The sequence below is a fragment of the Pedobacter soli genome (assembly GCF_900101435.1).
Lineage (GTDB): Bacteria > Bacteroidota > Bacteroidia > Sphingobacteriales > Sphingobacteriaceae > Pedobacter > Pedobacter soli.
In genome coordinates this window covers 143,710-163,952 of the sequence record NZ_FMZH01000010.1, presented here as the reverse complement: position 1 = coordinate 163,952, position 20,243 = coordinate 143,710, and the positions used below count along the sequence as shown (strand labels likewise).

Annotated in this window: 7 protein-coding genes; 3 read left to right on the top strand and 4 right to left on the bottom strand. The window is 41.1% G+C overall.

Annotated elements, in window-relative coordinates:
- Position 1: 1 nt before the first annotated feature.
- The 3 genes from BLR37_RS19675 to BLR37_RS19665 form a co-directional block, all read right to left on the bottom strand.
- Positions 2 to 1,792, bottom strand: a complete 1,791-nt coding sequence (locus BLR37_RS19675) for a RagB/SusD family nutrient uptake outer membrane protein (protein ID WP_090771592.1) — start codon at positions 1,790 to 1,792, stop codon at positions 2 to 4.
- A gap of 18 nt (positions 1,793 to 1,810) precedes the next feature.
- On the bottom strand, positions 1,811 to 4,915 hold the full coding sequence (locus BLR37_RS19670; RefSeq protein ID WP_090771590.1) for a SusC/RagA family TonB-linked outer membrane protein: 3,105 nt from the start codon (positions 4,913 to 4,915) through the stop codon (positions 1,811 to 1,813).
- Between the two features lie 312 nt (positions 4,916 to 5,227).
- Complete coding sequence (locus BLR37_RS19665; protein ID WP_090771588.1) at positions 5,228 to 8,410, bottom strand: glycoside hydrolase family 2 TIM barrel-domain containing protein; 3,183 nt, start codon at positions 8,408 to 8,410, stop codon at positions 5,228 to 5,230.
- A gap of 366 nt (positions 8,411 to 8,776) precedes the next feature.
- Between BLR37_RS19665 and BLR37_RS19660 the strand changes: the two genes are divergently transcribed.
- The gene (locus tag BLR37_RS19660; protein WP_090771587.1) at positions 8,777 to 12,943 is read left to right on the top strand and encodes a hybrid sensor histidine kinase/response regulator transcription factor; all 4,167 of its coding nucleotides are present in this window, start codon (positions 8,777 to 8,779) and stop codon (positions 12,941 to 12,943) included.
- 144 nt (positions 12,944 to 13,087) lie between these two features.
- On the opposite strand, the gene BLR37_RS19655 is transcribed toward BLR37_RS19660, so the two are convergent.
- Positions 13,088 to 14,701, bottom strand: a complete 1,614-nt coding sequence (locus BLR37_RS19655; protein WP_090771584.1) for a DUF6377 domain-containing protein — start codon at positions 14,699 to 14,701, stop codon at positions 13,088 to 13,090.
- A 657-nt stretch (positions 14,702 to 15,358) separates the two neighbouring features.
- On the opposite strand from BLR37_RS19655, the gene BLR37_RS19650 reads away from it, so the two are divergent.
- Both BLR37_RS19650 and BLR37_RS19645 read left to right on the top strand, forming a co-directional pair.
- Positions 15,359 to 18,346 carry a SusC/RagA family TonB-linked outer membrane protein gene (locus BLR37_RS19650; protein WP_090771582.1) on the top strand — a complete coding sequence of 996 codons (2,988 nt, stop codon included), beginning with the start codon at positions 15,359 to 15,361 and terminating at the stop codon, positions 18,344 to 18,346.
- A gap of 10 nt (positions 18,347 to 18,356) precedes the next feature.
- Complete coding sequence (locus tag BLR37_RS19645) at positions 18,357 to 20,087, top strand: RagB/SusD family nutrient uptake outer membrane protein (protein ID WP_090771580.1); 1,731 nt, start codon at positions 18,357 to 18,359, stop codon at positions 20,085 to 20,087.
- Positions 20,088 to 20,243 lie beyond the last annotated feature (156 nt).

Here is a 20,243-nt window from a genome sequence, read left to right as displayed (position 1 = left end):
ATTACCAGCCTGGATTTTGAACTACATCTTTGGAACGGTCCATTTCATATTGCCTTATAGGGAAGAAATAGGATGCAGGCGCACGAAAAATGTGAGTGGATGCGACTACCCTTTTATAAAAAGTATCATCGTTCTTATTTACATCCATTCCATGCACATCACCCATCACCTGCGGGGCAATTTTCCAGCGTCTGATATCAAACCAACGGTGGCTTTCAAAAGCAAGCTCAACCCTGCGTTCTTGCCAGATACGGGTTCGCATATCGGCCTGACTTGCAGGTATTGCCAGATTAGCGCTACCATATTGAGGAATGCCAGCGCGCTCACGGATCAGGTTTAAGTATTTTAATATATCTGCATTGCCCGGAGAAAATTCATTAAGGGCTTCAGCGTAATTTAAATAAATCTCACCTAGACGGAACAGCACCAGGGTGCGGGTTTGTTTTCTGCCATTTCCACCCGAACCATCGTTAGTCTGGGTTCCTACATTTTTTCTAATCAGGTATCCTGTTTTGGTAAAGTCAGTTGCATGGCCGTTTTTACCGCTTCCACCTAAAAAGAAAAATGAAATTGGTGCCGCCGCAGTCATGTTACCGCCTTGAAAAACAGCGTTATTATAGGTTACCGATGCATAAAACCTGGGCTCCCGGTTAACATACATATTATATACCTTAACATTATTTACCGTTGTAAAACCGGTTTCAGTATAAAGGGGAGATTCGCTGATGGTTTTTCCGTCGTTCATGAAGTAAGCGTCAACAGCTTCCTGGGTTACCCCGATACCATTCCATCCGCCAGCCTGCCTCGGCATGCTATTAGTATCAAAACCTGGCAAATTGTTTGATTTCCGGTCGAAAATCTGCTCTGCATTCCACTGTTCAAAAAAGATGCCCTGATAAGATTTCAGTGGATCGCCGCCCGCATCTTTGTACAGATTGTAGAGGCCAAGATCTATTACCGCCTTAGCAGCATCTGCGGCTTTCTTCCATTTCTGTTGATCGTAAGTCTGGTTAATCAGCACTTTGCCATCTTTATTTTTGAAACTTGCAAAATCGGTGTTGCCATTAAATTCCGGACTGGCAGCGTAAAGTAACAACCGCGATTTTACAGCCAAAGCCATACCAACAGTGGCCCTCCCAAATTCGTTGTTGCTTGCCTGGCCATTACTTGAAGGCACGCGGGGTAAAACTGCCGCAGCTTTATCCAGTTCGCTAACCACATAATTTACGCACTCATCGTAAGTACTGCGCGGAAACTGCATTTCAGCAGATGGAATATCAACAGGAATTTCAGTTTCCCCCACCAATACCACAGGGCCGTATTGGCGCATGAGTAGAAAATAATAATAAGCCCTTAAAAAACGTGCTTCAGCTTTGTACTGATCTATTAACTGCTGCCCATTTAAGGCAATTATTTCTTTATTGCCATCGATATGATTGATAAAATAGGTTGCCGATCTTATTCCTTTGTAATAATATCCCCACCTGTCAAAAAGTGCATTTGTGGGACTGATATTCCCCATGTTTAGGCTATAATTATTGTATTTACTCCAGGTGATATCTATTTCATCAGTATTTCCTTCCCATGGGGTACCGTTCCAGGTGTCAGAAAGGTCGTCAACATAGCTGTATACGTTAGCCAGATATTGCTCTGAGGGGCCTTTTTTTTGGAAAACCTGATCAATGGTAATCCTGTCATTGGGCACCTGATCCAAATATTTTTTACAACCAGAATTGAAAAGCAATGTCGTAGCGATCATTACCGTGCTGATTTTGATAATTTTATTTTTCATTTCTTTATTTTTCAAAGATTATCTGAAAGTACATTTGACCCCAAGGTTGTAGGTTTTTAACAGCGGATAATTTGCGCCCTTACCATCACCAAGTTCTACGTCCCATAATTTGAAACTGCTTGCTGTCCAAAGGTTATAGCCGATGAAGTAGATGTTTAAGTTTGACATCCCGGTTTTTTTAAGCCATTTCGCTTTGGCAAAGTCGTAGCTCAACTGGGCAGTCTGCAGGCGTAAAAAAGCTCCGTTGCGCACCCACCAACTACTGTTTGCGTAATTCATATTGTCATTACCATAGGTAAGTCTGGGATACATAGCATCCTGCCTAGGGTTTTCAGGTGTCCATCGATCTGTGATCTGTGCCAACAAGTTACCGCGCTCTCCACCCTGGCTAAATGGCTGTAAACCATCTCCATTAAGACTAATATCCACATTACTGATTCCCTTAAACCATGCAGATAAGGCAAAACCTTTCCAGTTAATTGTTGGACCAAATCCATAAACAACCTCCGGAATACTTCCATAACCAATGGGTCCCTGGTCAAATCCATCGATCCGGCCATCACCGTTAAGGTCTTTATATTTTATATCACCTGCTTTATTGGTACCGGTTTGGTAAGGACTGTTTGCCACATCGGCATCACTTTCAAAAAGCCCCAGGTCTGTATAGCCAAAACGCTGACCATATTTGCGCCCGATGCGTTGCTGCCATGGATATGGCCAGGGTGCGTTGGCATCGTTAATTACGATGGCCCTCGTCCAGGTAAGTGAGCCCCTGAAACCCAGCTGCCAGTCATCTCCAATACGCTTATTATAATCTAACGTACCTTCAATACCACGGTTATGGATTTCACCAAGGTTTGCGTATGGTAATTTTCTGATACCTACATATTCGGGCACATCACCACGTTCACGGAAAATACCGGTTCTGAATTCCTGAAAAACATCTGCAGTTAAAGACAGGTCGTTATTGAGTGCTTTTAGCTCTAAACCTATATTTTGTTTAGTTGCCTTCTCCCAGGTTACGCCTACAGCATAATCGCCAATGTCGTAACCATTGATATTTTGGTCTAGCCCATTACCGTAAGAATAGTTACCGTTTCCGCCGTCTACTGTTCCGATGTAAGCAAAACGGCGGCCACCAATGGCACTGTTTCCAACTTCACCGTATGAATATCTGATCTTGGCAAATTGAAGCACGCTTTTGAGGGGTTCGAAGAATTTCTCTTCTGACAATACCCAACCTGCACTAAATGCAGGAAAGAACCCAAAACGTTTGCCTGGCTCAAATGTTTCTGAACCATTGTAACCGAAGTTAACATCGGCAAGATATTTATTATCATAGGCATAGGTTGCGCGGCCGGCAACACCTAAATACCGGTATGGTATGGATGCGATGAAATCGCCTGCAAAGGCATCTTCTCTATCCTGCGAGTTGAAAATGATCATTCCTCCAACGGCATGTTTACCAAAATTACGGGAATAATTAATCTGTGCTTCGGTAGAGAACTGCCTTGTACCACCATTACTTCTGTCATACCCCAGGAAACTTGTCCCGGTAGAAACCTTATCTAAAATGAGATTACCTGCAGCGTTGCGACCTGTTGCCAGATAGCCATCAACACTTTTTGTTCTTCTAATGGTATGCGAGTTATAATTGTCAAAAGAAAACATAGCTGTTGCAGAAAGTCCCTTTAAGATCATCCCCAAATCCTGGGTAACCCTGATGTTGCTCCATAACTGGCTTCTGAATTCTGTAATGTAACCCGTTTGGGTCAATAGTGTATAGGGGTTGGAAATATCACCTGTTCTGATTGCTGAGTTGAGACCATTCGAATAAACTTTAGGTACCAATATAGGCGGCATAATATAAGCCGACCCCCAGATAGATTCATTTGAACTACCTGGATAATTACCGTTACTAATCCATCCCGAGGCTCCAAAATCTACCTTTGTTGTTTTAGTTACGTTGAGCGTTAGATTTGAAGTAAAATTGTATCTGGTAAATTTAATTGCTGAGTTATAGCTGGCAAGCTCATCTGTTTTAAACAGTCCTTCTTCATCATAATAACCCAATGAAAGGTAATACTGAGCGTTAGGAGAACCTCCGTTTGCATTCACCCTGGCCCTGCGGTTCTGACCGGTTTTATTAAATAGTTCGTCGAACCAGTTTACATTCGGATATAAGTCCGGATCTACGCCCGATGCTGTTTTGTTGATCCGGTCTGCCGAATATTTCGGATTTGGATCTGTTGGATTACTGCTTTTATAAGCTTCATTTGCGATCTGCAGATAGGTTACCCCATCGGCAAATTTGGGTGTACTGGTAAATTGCGTAATACCCTGATCATACTGAACATTGATTAAAGGCTTACCTTGCTTACCTTTTTTAGTCTCGATGATGATTACGCCGTTTGCTCCGCGAACCCCGTACACAGCTGTAGCAGAGGCGTCTTTCAGAATACTGAAGCTGGCAATATCTTCAGGATCAATATTGGCAAATTCCCTTTGTACGCCATCTACAAGGATGAGTGGCTGGCTGCTGGTAAAGGTCGAAATACCCCTGATATAAATTTCAGAGTTATCATAACCCGGTTGACCACTGCGCTGTACACCGATAACACCGGCCACACGGCCAGCCAGGGAGTTTGTAAGATTGGCAACAGGCTGCTTAAGTTCGTCGGCTTTTACCGTACTGATCGCTCCGGTTAAAGTTACTTTCTTTTGCTGGCCATAAGCAACCACAACTACATCATCAAGCCCCGTTTCTGATTCTTTCAGGGTAACATTGATCTGCCTGCGATTATTTACAGGTACCTCCTGAACAAGATAGCCTATAAAAGTATAAACTAAAGTTGCATTGTTGCCGTTAACGCCAATGCTATAGGTTCCATCTTTTGTGGTTAAAGCAGAAGTTGTACCGTTTTTTACTTTTACAGAAACGCCTGGGAGTGGTCCGCCTTTTGAGTCGGTTACCTTACCGGTTATTTGAATTTGTTGTGCCAATAATGGGTTAAACCCAGCTGTTGTGAGCATTACCAGACAGGTAAGGCCAATAACAAATAACAACCGGTGTGCAATGTGGAATGATTTCCCACACCGGTTTAAGGTGTAAATTTTAAACATTTGTCTATTTGGTTAAGTTAAATAATTTGTGTTGGGTAACAGGCTATTGGCGGCGCTTCAGTTGTTGCTAAAGCGCACATTAAGATCTCATTATCTTTTTGCCAATAGTCGAAATAGTTTATTGCATCCGGGCGGTCCTCCTTTCCTCTTTTCTAATTCTTGTTAATGTTCCATATGTGTAAATCATAGGTAGATGATTTAGCGTTTTGAAGCACGAACAATAGCTGGCATACCATATAGCCTTGCAAAAAAGGGCGAAAAAAATCTATGGTTGTAAACCTGGTCATATTTTAATCGGGGAAATAGTTTGTTTTACTTTTTGTCGCTCAATAATATTTCGTAGCTAAACGATGTCGGTTTTGCATATACCAGATAGGGTTCTAATGGTTTAGGGCCACATCCCCACGAGCCTACACCGAGGGTTTTATGACTGATGCATAGTACAGTTCCTTTACTTTTGGGTAAATCAATTTTATATTCTACATTTTCCATTTCTTCATCGCTGTATGGAAGTACCCCAAGCTGAAATAAATCTTTTCCCTTTTTTACCGTTAGGCCCAAACCATTAGCGTTGCTAATATTTGCCCATCTTACATCTTCGTGATTGCCATTCTCCATTGGCTTTTCATACCCTGTCATTTGTTTGGCTACGCTTCCTGAATAATAGCCAACATCAAAGCCGCTTTTTCTATCGGCATAATTTTCCATCGGCCCTCTACCCAAATAAGCTAACTGGTTTAATTCCTGATTTAAGAACAGACGAACTCCAATTCTGGCCAAAATCAAATTGGGATCGCTAAAATCAACATCGTTATTAGCAGTGATTAAGCCAGCTGCATTAATGGTATACACTACGTTATGGTGAACCGTAAAACCTGCGCTGCCTGTACCCGTTAGCTTTACGGCAATTTCTACAAGCCCTGCAGCAAGCTGTTTAGCCTTCACCTCATTGGTAACCCATGTAATTGATTTTAATCCGTTTTTCTCCCAGTCTTTATAGGCCCACATATCATCTTTGCGATGTGGTGCGCGCCATAGATGCAGCATTGGGCCACCATTTTGCTGCAACAGGCTTTTTCCGTTTTTTTCCAGTTTGGAGAAAGTGCCTTTTAGTTTATCAAAGGCTACTGTAAAGCTGCTCCCCTTAATCTCAATAATTTCGTTTGAATTGTTTAAGCTAAGGTTTCCTGTTACCTGAACTGGAGCGGTAGGAACAGAAACCGGCAATTGAAACTGTTGCGCTGCAACCTCATATCCTTTTTTTGCCCAGTTTTTATCTTCTTTTAAATCAAAAGATATCCTTAAAAAGTACTCCGATCCTGGCTTAGGTTGTACCATGAATGGAATTTTAACCTCTTTTTCGGTGCCAGGTAGAATAGATCCGGTAGTTAAGCTGCCTGCGGAGATTTCCCTTCCATCTTCACTAACTTCCCATTTAGCAGCAAAATCATTGATATTGGAAACCTGATAACGATTTTTAATGGTTACGATACCATTTTTCAGATCTTTTTCTTTGATACTGATCCACTGATAAGCATGTTTCAGTTCAGGAAAGTGAGGCTTGAGCGACCGGTCAGAAAAAACCACGCCTTTATGGATAAAGTACTGGTCATTCGGATATTCACCAAAACCACCACCAAATGCTGTTATCGGATGCTGAGGATCGCGTTTATTGTAAATGCCCTGATCCTGCCACTCCCATATTGCCCCGCCTAATAAGGAAGGATATCTATCAAATAAATCATTGTATATATCCACTGAGCCCATCGAATTGAACATGGCATGTGCATATTCGCATAAATAAAAGGGTTTGGTAAGATTTTCTTCTTTCGCATGTTTTTCGAGATTTACCACATCGGTATACATCTGGCTATCGATATCGGCCGGATTTCGGTTGCCGATCCCAAATCCTTCATAATGTGTCGGACGGGTGGGGTCAATTGCTTTAATTGCTTTCAGTGCTGCCTTGAAATTCGTTCCGCCGCTTCCATTTTCATTGCCTAAAGACCAGATAATAACAGATGCGTGGTTCTTGAAATTTTCTGTGTTGGCCACATTGCGGTCAATAATAGCCGCTTTAATACGGGGTTCTTCATTAAACTCGTTCATCGCACCATGGCATTCTACATTTGCCTCAGCTACGAGGTAAATCCCATACTCATCGCATAACTCATACCACCGCGGATCATTGGAATAATGACTGGTGCGTACGTGATTGCAATTGGCTTGTTTAATCAGAACAAGATCTTTTATCATCTGCTCTTCAGTAACGGCGTGCCCCACATCAGGCCAGTTTTCATGGCGGTTAACCCCTTTTAATTTAACAGCTACCCCATTCACCAACAACTGGCGACCTCTGATTTCGATCTTTCTGATCCCGGTTTTGGCAGATAAGATCTCCTCAACCGAATTGCCTGCTTTTAGTTTCAGTACGGTTGTATAGAGTTTTGGTGTTTCGGCAGTCCACTTTTGAGGATTCTGAACCTTAAATTTTAAATTAACTTCGATCTCCTCCCCTGGCTTTAAAGCGGGTACATTCGTTTTTGTGGATGTACCGGCAACTAAAATTTTGTCGTTATAGAGTGATGCTTCTAAAATGCGGGGGGTAGTTACCGTTTTAGTGTAGTTTTTTATTTTAGCCGAAACACTGATCTCTCCATTTTTATACTGCTTGTCAAGCTCCGTTTTGACAAAAAAATCTCTGATGTGTACCTGCGGTGCGCTCCACAAAGTCACATTTCTAAAAATGCCACTCAGGCGCCACATATCCTGATCTTCCAGGTAGCTTCCTGTAGTAAAGCGGTAAACTTCAACAGCTAAAATATTTTCGCCTGGTTTCAGGTATTTGGTAATGTCGAATTCGGCTGCATTTCTGCTGTTTGCGCCATAGCCAACCCTTTGGCCATTTACCCATATAAAAAAGCCTGCATCAACCCCATCAAAAGTGATGAAAGTCTTGCGTCCTTTCCAATTGGCCGGAACGGTAAAATTCCTCCGGTAACTTCCAACCGGGTTTCTTTCTTTAAAAGCAGTAAACCTTTCCGGTGGTGTGCTCATTACCCTTGGAAAATCCTTTTGAAAAATATAATTGAAATTACTGTAGTAAGGCGTCCCGTATCCCTCAACCTGAAAATTTGATGGCACCTTTATCTCTTTCCATGCCGAAACATCATAATTTGTTTTATAAAAATTAACAGGACGTTTTTGTGGCCAGTCTACCCAGTTAAACTTCCACATTCCGTTTAAACTTTTGCTGAATGATGATGAATGCCGCCTGGCCAGCAGCGCTTCATTTAAATTTCCATAAGGCATCAGTGTTGCGTGTGCAGCTTCTTTATTGATACCAATATTTTCAGGATCCTCAATTTCGTGTGGCACAGCAGTGGTATCTTGCGCCGAAAGGAAATTACCTTCTTTATTTTGGGCACTTACGATAGCGCAGCATAAAAAAAACAAGAAAAAAACTGTAATGATTTTAGGAAAAATTTTACTCATAAAAGGTTTTACTAATTTGTGTGTTATGGTGTACAATAGCGGGCTGTTTTAAGCCGCATGGTACAACAGCCGGTTGATGGTTAGTAACTATTGCTTTGAACAAATTACCCAAAATAAGCCCCTAAGTAGTTTGTCAAATCATGCTTATTTTTTAGCAGGAAATACATTTAATTGCATTCAAAGCTGTATTATCAACTTATAAGCTCATTTTTGTTATAGGCTGTAGAAATGGTGCTGCTGTGCATAAATTGAAAACCTGTTAAAGAATAAAATGAGTTTTTTAATTATAGTTTTTAAATTGTGCTGCTAAAAATCGCTGATTCTGTCAGTACCAATATCCCGGCTAACCAAACATTATGCACTCAAATGAAAATTAATAACCGTTCGAAAAAAACGTTAATAAGGCCATTACAACTGGCCCTTCTGGTAGTGTTTAATATATTATGGTATAGTCCTGCAGTTTTCGCTCAATCATACACTTTTAAATTTAAGCACCTCACGGTTGATGAGGGCTTATCGCATACTGATGCGAATGATATTGCCCAGGATGACCGGGGCTATATCTGGATTGCCACCTATTTCGGGCTGGATAGGTTTGATGGATATGCCATCAAACAATATTACAACAACAACCTTCCCTTAAAAAATGCCTATAAAAACAGAATTAGGTTTGTTTATCCGGATAAGGAAGGTTTAATATGGCTGGGTACAGAGGATGGTTTACAATATTTTGATCCGCGCAAAGAAAACTATGTAGATCTGATTGACGAAAAAAGTAATACATCTCCTTACCTGGCTAAAATGGTTAAACCTAAAGGCAATGTGTTTTATGCGCTTCGTGATAATGAGTTAAAGGTCTATGCGATAAAAGGAAAAACCCTGGAACCGGTAAAAATAAACCCACCCAAAGCTGTACGTTTCTCTGATATATTTTTACATCCGAATGGTTTGGTTTATCTATCGAGCAACAAAGGGATCTGGACGATAGATAAACGCAATAATTTTACACATATACAGTTTAACGGATTAGCTGATCAGGAACTTAAGCTGATTTATTTTGACCATGAAAACAATCTGATCACCGCACAAAAAGACAAAATATACCTTGCTTCGCCATCTGCAGGCGGCCGATTCTTCACAGTGAAAAAAGAATTTCAGCATCCCGGTATCCACACCTTAAAAGATGTTATTCAGAACGGAAAAACTGATTACTGGCTCAGCACGGGCAGTGGTTTAATCAGATTGGACAAAAACCTGAATTTTATCCAGTTGGTAAACAATAAGAATTCGGGCTCCCTTAATTCAAATGCACTTACAAAGGCAATAATAGATCGGTCGGGCTGTTTGTGGGTAGGCACTTTCGGGAACGGTGTAAATTACTGCGATTTAAATGAAAAGCTTTTCTATACACTTAAAAATGATCCACAGTCACCGAGTTCCCTTTCTGGGAATTTCGTAAGATCGGTATTGGCCCAGGGCGAAAATCTTTGGATCGGGACAGCTGCGAATGGCTTGAATCTCTATAATCTAAAAACCAAAAAATTCACATTCTACAACACCTACAGTTCATCTGTACGACTAAAGAGTGATGCAGTTACAGCTTTAGTGAAAGACAGGAACAGGAATTTATGGATTGGCACAAACAATGGAATAGAAATTTTAAACCCAGGTGGTACAGCCCTTTTAAAACCCAGTGGTTACGACAAATTTCCATCTTATGTTATTGAAACCCTGGTTGAAGATTATTATGGAAATATATGGTTCGGAAACCATACTCAAAAATTTGGCGTAATTTACCGGGACTCGCAAGCTAATTTTAAGGTAAAATATTATGGTGAAGGGTACTTTATCTTTGCTGACAAGGATAAACCACAATTATTTGTATCCAGCACAAACGGCTTAAGAAGGTTTTCTATCGACAAGGAAGGAAATATAGTTAATACTTTCGAGTACCGCGCATCAGAAAAGAAAAACGCACTAAGTTCAGATTACACCTACCCCATCAGCAAGCAAAACGACAGCACTTACTGGATTGGTACAATTGGAGGCGGATTAAACCGGCTTGAGTTGAAAAAAAACAATACCCATAACATAAAGATATTCAACGGTAATTATGGTGTTTTCAATGATGTAGAAAGCATGGAAATTGATACCGAAGGAAATATATGGATGGGTGGGAACGGACTGGAATGCCTGAATCCTAAAACGGGAAAATTAACACGTTATGAAAAAAATGATGGTTTACAAGGCAATAGTTTTAAAGTTGGTGCTTCATACAAAGGAGACGATGGCACCTTATACTTTGGAGGTATAAACGGTTTAAACTACTTTTTTCCGAAAGATATTAAGTATAACAGGATATTGGCCAAACCTATACTTACAGATATCAAGATAAATAACCTAAAACCTGAGTACAACGATACCAAATCGCAGGTATATATTGGCAGTGATGCAATTGGATATGGCAAAGAGCTGGAAATAAATTACCGCCAAAATAATTTCATCATCTATTTCTCCGCAATGCATTTTGCAAACCCGTTAAAATGCAATTACAGATATAAGCTGATCGGGTTTGATAACGAATGGAAATATACTGATGGTAAAAACCCAAGTGCGGCTTACAGCAATCTTGATTTTAAAACATACAAATTTGTTGTGCAAGCTTCAAATAACGATGGTTTATGGAGTAATCAAAATGCCGAAACCTCGATATCAATTACCCCTCCCTGGTGGAAATCAAGCCTGGCTAAGTTTATCTATTTTCTGCTATTCTTTGCCGCATTATCTGCTATTTATATTTTTCAGGCGCGCTGGTACCTGTTAAAGCGGGAAATTGCAATAAGAGAAGTGAACGAAAATAAAAGAGAAGAAATGCACAGGCACCGCGAGGAGTTATCCGATCAGCAGTTGATGTTTTTCACCAACATTTCTCATGAATTCCGTACGCCACTGACTTTAATTCTCGGACCTCTTGAAACCCTGATTAACCAAAACAAAAATACCCTGCTAAATCATTCATACGAGCTAATGCACCGGAATGCCAGGCGTTTACTAAACCTGATCAGTGAAATTATGAATTTTAGAAAAGTTGCCGATCAGGTTATCAAGCTACAGGTTGAACAGGTGGCCATCGATAAATTTTCACACGATCTGGCGCAGGAATTTGAGGAGCTGGCCATCAGCAAAAACATATCTTTTCAGATTACCGACCATTTAAAGGAGGGGGCTAAAGGCTATTTTGATATTCAGATTGTAGAGAAAATTCTTTTCAATTTGCTCAACAATTCATTTAAATACACCGCCGAAGGTGGCAAAGTGGTGTTTGAAATATTTGAAGACTTCAAATACTTCAGTCCGGCATATCCTACAGGGTTTGAAATACTATATACCAGATACAGGGCTGGGAAATATATTTATTTTAGGATATGTGATACAGGGATAGGAATTTCAAACGACTCTATCACCCAAATTTTTGATCGCTATTACCGGATCAGTACCGAACATTTAGGTTCTGGCGTTGGCCTGGCCCTGGTTAAAAGCCTTACAGAACTACATAAAGGCGACATTTATGTTTACAGTGAACGAAACCAGGGGACTGATATTCTCATTGGCATACCGCTAAGTAAAAATGATTACAGTGAATCGGAATATTTGCCTTTAAAGAATCATTCGGCTTCTAAACTAGAGCCCATAGATCACTCTCTTTTAATCCCATTGGCGCAAAAAGAAAAAAATGATGTTGCCAAAGTACACCACAAATACAATAAAAGAATTTTAATAGTAGAAGATAACCCCGAACTGTTAAATTACTTAAAGCAGACCTTTCAGCAAGACTTCCACATATATGAAGCTGAAAATGGAATTGAGGGGGTTAAATTAGCCATTGAGCATATCCCCGATCTGATTATCAGCGATGTAATGATGCCCGGTATGAATGGCATTGAGTTCTGTAAGCAGGTTAAAGAAAAATTTGAAACCAGCCATATTCCTTTTATCATTCTTTCGGCAAAGGATGCCTTAGAAGCTAAAATTGAAGGTATGGAATCGGGAGCTGACTATTATTTCGCCAAGCCCTTAAGCAGTGAACTTCTCCTTTTAACCATACTTAATATCTTTGAGCAGTCGGAAAGATTGAAAGAAAGGTACACTAAAAACTATCTGAGCGAGGCTACCGAACTCGTACATTCTGATAAGGATAAGAAGTTTGTATCGAAACTTTTGGGCGTAATTGAAGATAATATTAAAGATGCTGATCTGGATGTTGACTTTTTGTGCAATCAAATGTTTATCAGCAGAACCAAGTTATATCAGAAAATCAAAAGCATTTCTAATCAATCAGTTGGCGATTTCATCAGAACCACAAGACTGAAAAAAGCCATTAAAATTATGACCCACGAAGATGTTCCACTTTATGAAGTTGCAGAACGCACCGGGTTGCAAAGCAGCTCGACGTTTTCAAGAGCATTCAAGAAAGAATTTGGAAAATCGCCTCTTCAATACATACAAGCACTGAAAAACAATAAAAATCCGTAGATATTGTATCTTTTTTTGATGCAAGGCCATAATGCGTATCATTTATATAGCTAATCATCCAGTAAAAAGCATAATAGTATATCTTTAAGGTATTATCATCACACGCTTCCCCGCAGCTGAGGTAACATTTCTCATTTGGTCCGTCTACACGGCTTCCACAGCCATAATTCTGGCTTCAAATTCATCACCCGATACAATGGCCTTGGCTTTTATACGCATTTTATATACATAAACGGTATTAGCCGAATATTCCAGAATGGTGGCAATAGTCTGTATATCATGAACCCCTAACCTAATCAGGGCGAAAATCCGCAGTTCGGTATTTAACAATTCAGGATTTTTGGGCCAAATCTGGTCATCTGCTTTGAGCAGGGAATTGAAAACTTTGGTAAAGTTCGGAAAGATACTAATAAAGACACGATCGAAAGTAGCGAACAGATTTTGCCGTTCTTTTTTAATGTTAATTTCATCGAGTGACTGTGAAATCTCGGTATAGCGCTTGGCTAAGAACTTCCGTTCTACATTCTTTTTTAACCGGTCAAGTTTAAGGATGTATCCGGTGATGACATTAAAAAAATATCCGATATATTTCTCATTTACCGTGGCATATTCGCGCAATTTATCGTTTGTAGCAGACAACTGCTTGTTTAGCGTTTCAAGGCTCAGGTTTTTATCCTGAATGATCTGCTCCTTCACTTTCAATTTTCTTAACTGAATAAAGATCAGAAAGGATGCAAAAGAGATGATGGTGGTTATCAGGGAAATAGACAGAAAATAAATCAAAAATTTATTCTTTTCGCGCTGCGTAGCCAGATTAATCTGTGTAGCAATATCGGGCAATATCGATTCGATTTTTAGCTTGCGCAGTTTGTTTCCATAAAACCCTGCATCATCCCGTGAACGTTGAATAAACAGATAAGCATGCTCTAAATCGCCATGATGAAATAGCGATTCGGCCAAAAGTAATGTGGCCAGGGTTTCTTTGGTTGAAGAACGGATATCGCAGATTGCCGATTGGGCAAGTAAATGTATGCGCTCGTTATAATCAGCAGGTTTACGATAAAAAGCGGCCAGTGCAGTATAAATTCTGGCTTTATCATGAATTGTTAGTGGATATGCTTTCAGCAATTTCGTAAAATAGCGAGGCTCCTGATTGGTTTGTCCGGATATAATCTGTCTGTTACCTTGCGCGAATAGCATCTCAAAAGAGTTTGGCGCGCAAAGCGCAATGGCTGAATCTAAATAAGCTACAGACTTTGCATTATAATTTTGCGTAAAGTTGTTGTCGTTATTATAAATGGCAAGGTTGGCATAAGCACCAGCTTGCAAACTATAATATTCATATAGTTGTTTTTTATTCAGGGTTCCTGCATGGATTTCTTTCAAATAATCAAAAGTTTCTTTAAACATTCCTGCGTGAAGTAATAGCGAAGCCATTTTAATCTTACTGATGTTAACCTGATCTGCATCTCTATTCTTTACACTCCAATCGAGCATTCTTTTACCATACACATATGCAGAATCGAAAGTATAATATTCATATTCATCAAACAATTGCTGTAAAACTTCGTATGGGGAGTCGCTTTTTAATTGAAGTCTGTATTTTAAACTGGTAATTTTCGAAAGTTTACGGCTGTCATAAGCATGTTTTTTAGCCAACTCAGTCTTTAGCTCCTTTAGGTTGTCTTCTGGCGAAGTTACCTGTTTGGCATGGGCAGAAATTACAATTGTAAATAAGATAAAAAAGACAGGTTTCATTTTGGGTAGATTTGGATGGCAATGATAAGGATTTAGCTGAAATTAAGCATGCAATAACTGTTTGATAATGCTGTTTTGAAGCGGCTAAAATCAGTATTTAACTAACGCAAATTATCCCTTAATAAACACAAAGATAATGGTACTTAAAATTGATCCCGGTCAGTGCTTAACTCCGTTTTGGCGCTTTTTAGCGAATAATAATCTAAAGCATCATTTAACCGGATGAAAGAACCTTTCATTTTACGTAAATGTAATCAGACGTTTAGGCTCCTGCTGTTCTAAATACTTTATATTTTTCGGGCACACAAGTTTCACATACAACTGAAATACAAATAAATACCTTTTAAAAATACAGTTTTCGCTTATATATTCCACATACCAGGTGATACAGCTCATTTTCTTTCCGTTGGGTGTAATATTTTAGCCCAATGATTCTTCCCTAACAAGAAACTAAAACCTTTAACCAAATATTAATTCTCCTGAAACGGTATCTTTTTGAACTGTTCGGGCTGGGAAAAAAGCAGTATGAGCAATAACAATTCTCCCTAGTTTCCATCATCAAAGATCGTGGCTCCGGGCAGGTTTAAATTATTACCCGGCAACCACCTTGATTTGAATAAACCGGCTAACCATTTTAACTAAACTAGACATTTTCCTATGTACAAAAACTTTTTACGCCTATTGAGCTGTTGCTCATTATTTTGCGCGCTCGGGCTTTCCGTGCAGGCACAAACCAGAACGATATCCGGAAAGGTGACCGATAAGGCAGACGGGCAGCCATTGCCTGGGGTCACTGTTGCCGATAATAATAAATCTGCTTCTACCACCACAAATGAAAGCGGGCGTTACTCCTTCAATATCCCTGCAGGTACAAAAGCTATTACTTTTTCTTTTGTAGGTTATGAGGCAGTAACTGTTTCCCTTGGCGCTGCCAATACCATAAATGCAGTGCTGTCATCTACCACAAACACTTTAGAAGAAGTTCAGGTGGTTAGCGTTGGATATGGTACCCTCAACAAGCGCGAGGTTTCCAGCGCCATCACACACGTTTCTGGTAAAGACTTGCTGGCGGTGGCGGCCAATAGCCCACTCATGTCTTTACAGGGAAAAGTGCCTGGACTAAACATCAGTAATACTGCAGGGGCCGATCCCAATTCAAGTCCGAGTGTTCAACTTCGTGGGGTTTCTTCGCGAAACGCCGGATTAGGCCCGCTTTACGTTATTAATGGTGTACCTGGCGGAAATATCGATAACATCAATCAAAACGACATTGAAAGTATTGATGTGCTTAAAGGTGGCGCGGCATCTGCTATTTACGGAACACGTGGTAGTAATGGGGTAATCATCATCACTACCAAGAAAGGTAGCGCGCAATCGCAAATGTTTTATGATGGTTATGCGAGTTTTGACTACCTCACCAATAAACTGGAAAACCTTTCTGCTGATGAATTTATCGCCAACCGCGTAAAAAACCAGAAAGGACAGGATTACAAAGGCAACACCGACTGGCTGGCAGCAGTAACCAATTCGCCGGCATTTGCACAAAAACACACGCTCCAGTTTTCGGGGGGATCGGCCAAAACAAACTATTTTGCTTCAGCCGATTATCGCGATGCTGACGGTGTTGACCTTCGCGCGCATAAAAACGAATATGGGGCCCGGCTTACCATCAACCATGCTACAGATAACAATATGTTTGTAGCTGCCCTTACCGTTGCGCCGCGCTACATGAAAACCAGCAATTCGGATCAAGGTAATTTCAATAATGCACTCACTTTAAATCCTACCTATTCAATTTTCGATAATGCCGGGAAGTACAATTACATCAATACCGGTTTCTTTTCCAATAACCCGGTAGAAAATGCAAATGTGATTAAATCGGATGCTGAAATCAAGGAGCTGGATATAAACGGTTCGCTCAGGATGAATATCCTTTCCAACCTGTACACAACCGTTACCCTGTCACAGATTAGCAGATCGGCTAAGCTCCTTAACTTTACCCCTTCTACCCTTTCCTCAATTGTTTATGCCAATAAAACCACACAAACCAATTATGCATCGCAGGAACAACAGGAAAATGACCAGAAAAATATCGAGTGGACGGGCAACTACAACCTGGATCTGGGGCGCCACCACTTTAAGCTACTGGGCGGGTATTCCTACTCCCTTTACAATTACAAACAGGTAAAGGCACAAAATTACGATTTCCCTTTTGACAGTTACCTGTGGAACAATCTAGGTTCAGGCCTTTATAACGGCGGTGCGGCTGGTCAGGGCCAATCTGCCGTTGGCTCTACACAGAACGGCTCTACACTGATATCTTTCTTCGGCCGCTTAAATTATGATTTTAACAACCGGTACATTTTCACCGCCAGTTTGCGCCGCGAAGGTTCTTCTAAATTTGGGCTAAATAATAAATGGGGAAACTTTCCAGCTGTTTCTGCTGCCTGGCGGCTTTCTGAGGAAGCTTTCATGAAAGGCGCTTTGCCATGGGTTAATGAACTTAAAGTCCGTGCCGATTACGGGATTACCGGTAACCAGGATTTTGACAATTACCTCTCGCTTCTGCTTTATGGCGGTGCAGGTTACTTTCCTTATAACGGGCAGTACTATCAGGTGTATGGTCCTTCCTCAAACGTAAACCCCGATTTAAGCTGGGAAAAATCGGTAAATTTTAACGCGGGGATCGATTTTACTATCCTGAATAACCGCATCAGCGGTTCATTAGACTATTACATCAGAACCAACAAAGACCTTTTGGGCTATTATAATGTTCCGGTGCCGCCCAATACACAGGCTACTACCTTCAGTAATGTAGGTACCATGAAAAACTATGGTTTAGAACTCGCCATTAGCGCTGAAGCCATTAAACAAACCGATTTCGGTTATAATATCAATGTTGCGCTAGCCTACAACCGCAACAAATTTATTTCATTCTCCAACGAAATTTATAAAGGCGGCACCTTTCAGGATGTAGCAGGCCTTCCGGCACCGGGCTCTCCCGGAAATATCCAGCGAATACAGGAAGGGCATAGTATTGGCGAATTCTATACCCTGCGTTCTGCCGGCGTAAATGATGCCGGAGCATTGCTGGTATACCGTAAAGACGGATCAATCGTACCAGCCAACCAGGCATCAAATGACGATAAACAATTTGTAGGTAACGGACTCCCAAAATTTATCGGATCCATCGGGAACACTTTCCGTTACAAGCGTTTTGATCTGGGTATCTTTTTACGTGGCACCTTTGGGTACAAGATTTTCAATACTGCAGCTTTCTACATTGGTACGCCATCCAGTCAAAGTGATGCTAATGTGCTCAAATCGGCATACGACAGCAGCAGTAAATACTCCCTGCTCACCAATAGTGCAACCACTTCTATTGCCTCAGATTATTTTCTGGAGAACGGTTCCTTTGTAAAAATTGATAATGTTTCGCTCGGTTACCGCCAGCCACTTGCCAGCAAATATCTCAAATCAATCAGGCTCTATGCTACTGGTCGTAACCTCCATACCTTTACCAGCTTTACAGGAGGCGATCCGGAGGGTGTACCTGTTAATGGTCTCACGCCAGGTGTAAATACCTCTTTAAATTATTATCCTTCAACTCTTCAGCTAATTTTCGGATTACAGGCAACATTCTAAATATAAAACGATGAAAAAATTTAGCATTTTAATCTGCAGCATCCTGCTATCGCTTACACTTACTCCAGGATGTACCAAACTAGACGAACAAATTTATGATAAGGTCGATGCAGCAAATTTTCTCACCCGCAGGGATGATGTAATCAGAGATTTCCTTCGGCCTTTTGAACACGCTTACTGGAGCATTCAGGGTAATGACGTGTATGCCGTAGGCGAAGATTGTACCGATGAGCTGGGCACCTATAACCGCCAGGGCGATTGGCAGGATGGTGGTTATTACCAGCGGATGCACTACCATACCTGGACCCCACAAGATAACTTTACCAACGGGGCATGGCGAAACTTTTACCAGGGTATTGTGCTTTCCACCAACTCGTTACAGGATATGGAAGGCATTGCAGACCCTGCCAAACTAAATGTAACCCCTGCTGAACTCACCGATTTTAAAGCTGAACTGAGAACGCTCAGGGCCTGGTTTTATTTACGTGCTTTCGATTTTTATCGTAATATCGAAATTGTTACCGATGTTAAAAACAGTACCCAGGGAGGAACACAATCTCCTCCTGCAGAAACCTTTGCCTATATCGAAAAAGAGCTGAAGGCAGCACTTGCCGATTTGCCGTTACGGGAACAACTTGGTGAGAATGGCATTGGCCGGTGGACAAAAGCTGGCGCAGCAACCTTACTGGCACGCTTATACCTCAATGCCAAAGTATACATTGGTGTAGATAAATTTATAGAATGCGAAGCGGTTTGCAAAGATATCGTCGCCGGAAAATATGGAAACTATGCCCTTGATACCCGCTGGGATGCACCTTTTGATTATACCAACAAGAGTTTAACTTCCGAGGTAATATACGGTTTCCCTGGCACGCTTGCCCGTACGCACTGGCAATACGATAGCGGGATGTTCTTTTGGGGGATGACTTATGATGCCGCTCCCCTATATTGTGGTTTCACAGATTTCGGAAAGTCAAATCCGCGTTTTGCACTTCAACCCGGACGTGATGTAGACAGTGTGGAATATACGCATCAGCTCGGAAAGCCATTTATTAAGTTCCAGAAATATCCTGACGATATTCGCCTTAAGAAATATAAAAACCTGGGGAACAGCAAGCGTGAAGGAATGTTTCTTTACGGTTATCTTCCTTATACCAAATCTGTAAATGGTGTATCCACTCCTGATACCGTTCGCGGAAATAAAGGCCCATACGCGCTATTTATCCGTGATCAGGTAGGCTTTTTCCTGGACACCAAACCGGGAAAAAAAATTACAGACAAAGAGTCTAATATGAATCATGCAGATCATAATTCGGGGGTTTTTCTGGTGAAATATCCTGTATACCCTACTCCCGATCCCAACCGCATTACTTCTGCCTATGCTGAAATCAGGCTTTCAGAGGTTTATTATACTTTGGCCGAGTGCAGGTACCGGGCAGGTGATAAAGCAGGGGCCGCCGGGTATTTAAACCAGGTAAGGCAGCGCAACTATCCTGCGGGCTCAAACAGTTTGTATAATCCCGCAGGCGATCAGCTAAACGATCAGGAAATGCTCGATGAATGGGGCCGTGAGTTTATTGGTGAAAACCGCCGCCGTACTGACCTTATCCGCTGGGGAGTATTCAGCAAAGGCAGCTGGTGGGATAAAAAACCCGATGCGGATAACCATACTGAGATTTTCCCGATTGGCAGGGATATCCTGAACACCAACACCAAGTTGAAACAAAACCCTGGTTATTAAATAAGATACCCTTTTTTAAAGGTTACAATGGTTAGTTAGAAGCCTGCTGGAACTTACCGCAGGCTTTTTTTCATTGTAAGGTAGATTAGCCAATATATCAGGCAGAGCATGCGCTGATACACATGACATTTGGCCCGCCAGGTGTATATTTTGCAA

Coding starts and splice junctions, on each gene's coding strand:
- BLR37_RS19675 (WP_090771592.1), bottom strand. CDS start 1,792: ATGAAAAATAAAATTATCAAAATCAGCACGGTAATGATCGCTACGACA.
- BLR37_RS19670 (WP_090771590.1), bottom strand. CDS start 4,915: ATGTTTAAAATTTACACCTTAAACCGGTGTGGGAAATCATTCCACATT.
- BLR37_RS19665 (WP_090771588.1), bottom strand. CDS start 8,410: ATGAGTAAAATTTTTCCTAAAATCATTACAGTTTTTTTCTTGTTTTTT.
- BLR37_RS19660 (WP_090771587.1), top strand. CDS start 8,777: ATGAAAATTAATAACCGTTCGAAAAAAACGTTAATAAGGCCATTACAA.
- BLR37_RS19655 (WP_090771584.1), bottom strand. CDS start 14,701: ATGAAACCTGTCTTTTTTATCTTATTTACAATTGTAATTTCTGCCCAT.
- BLR37_RS19650 (WP_090771582.1), top strand. CDS start 15,359: ATGTACAAAAACTTTTTACGCCTATTGAGCTGTTGCTCATTATTTTGC.
- BLR37_RS19645 (WP_090771580.1), top strand. CDS start 18,357: ATGAAAAAATTTAGCATTTTAATCTGCAGCATCCTGCTATCGCTTACA.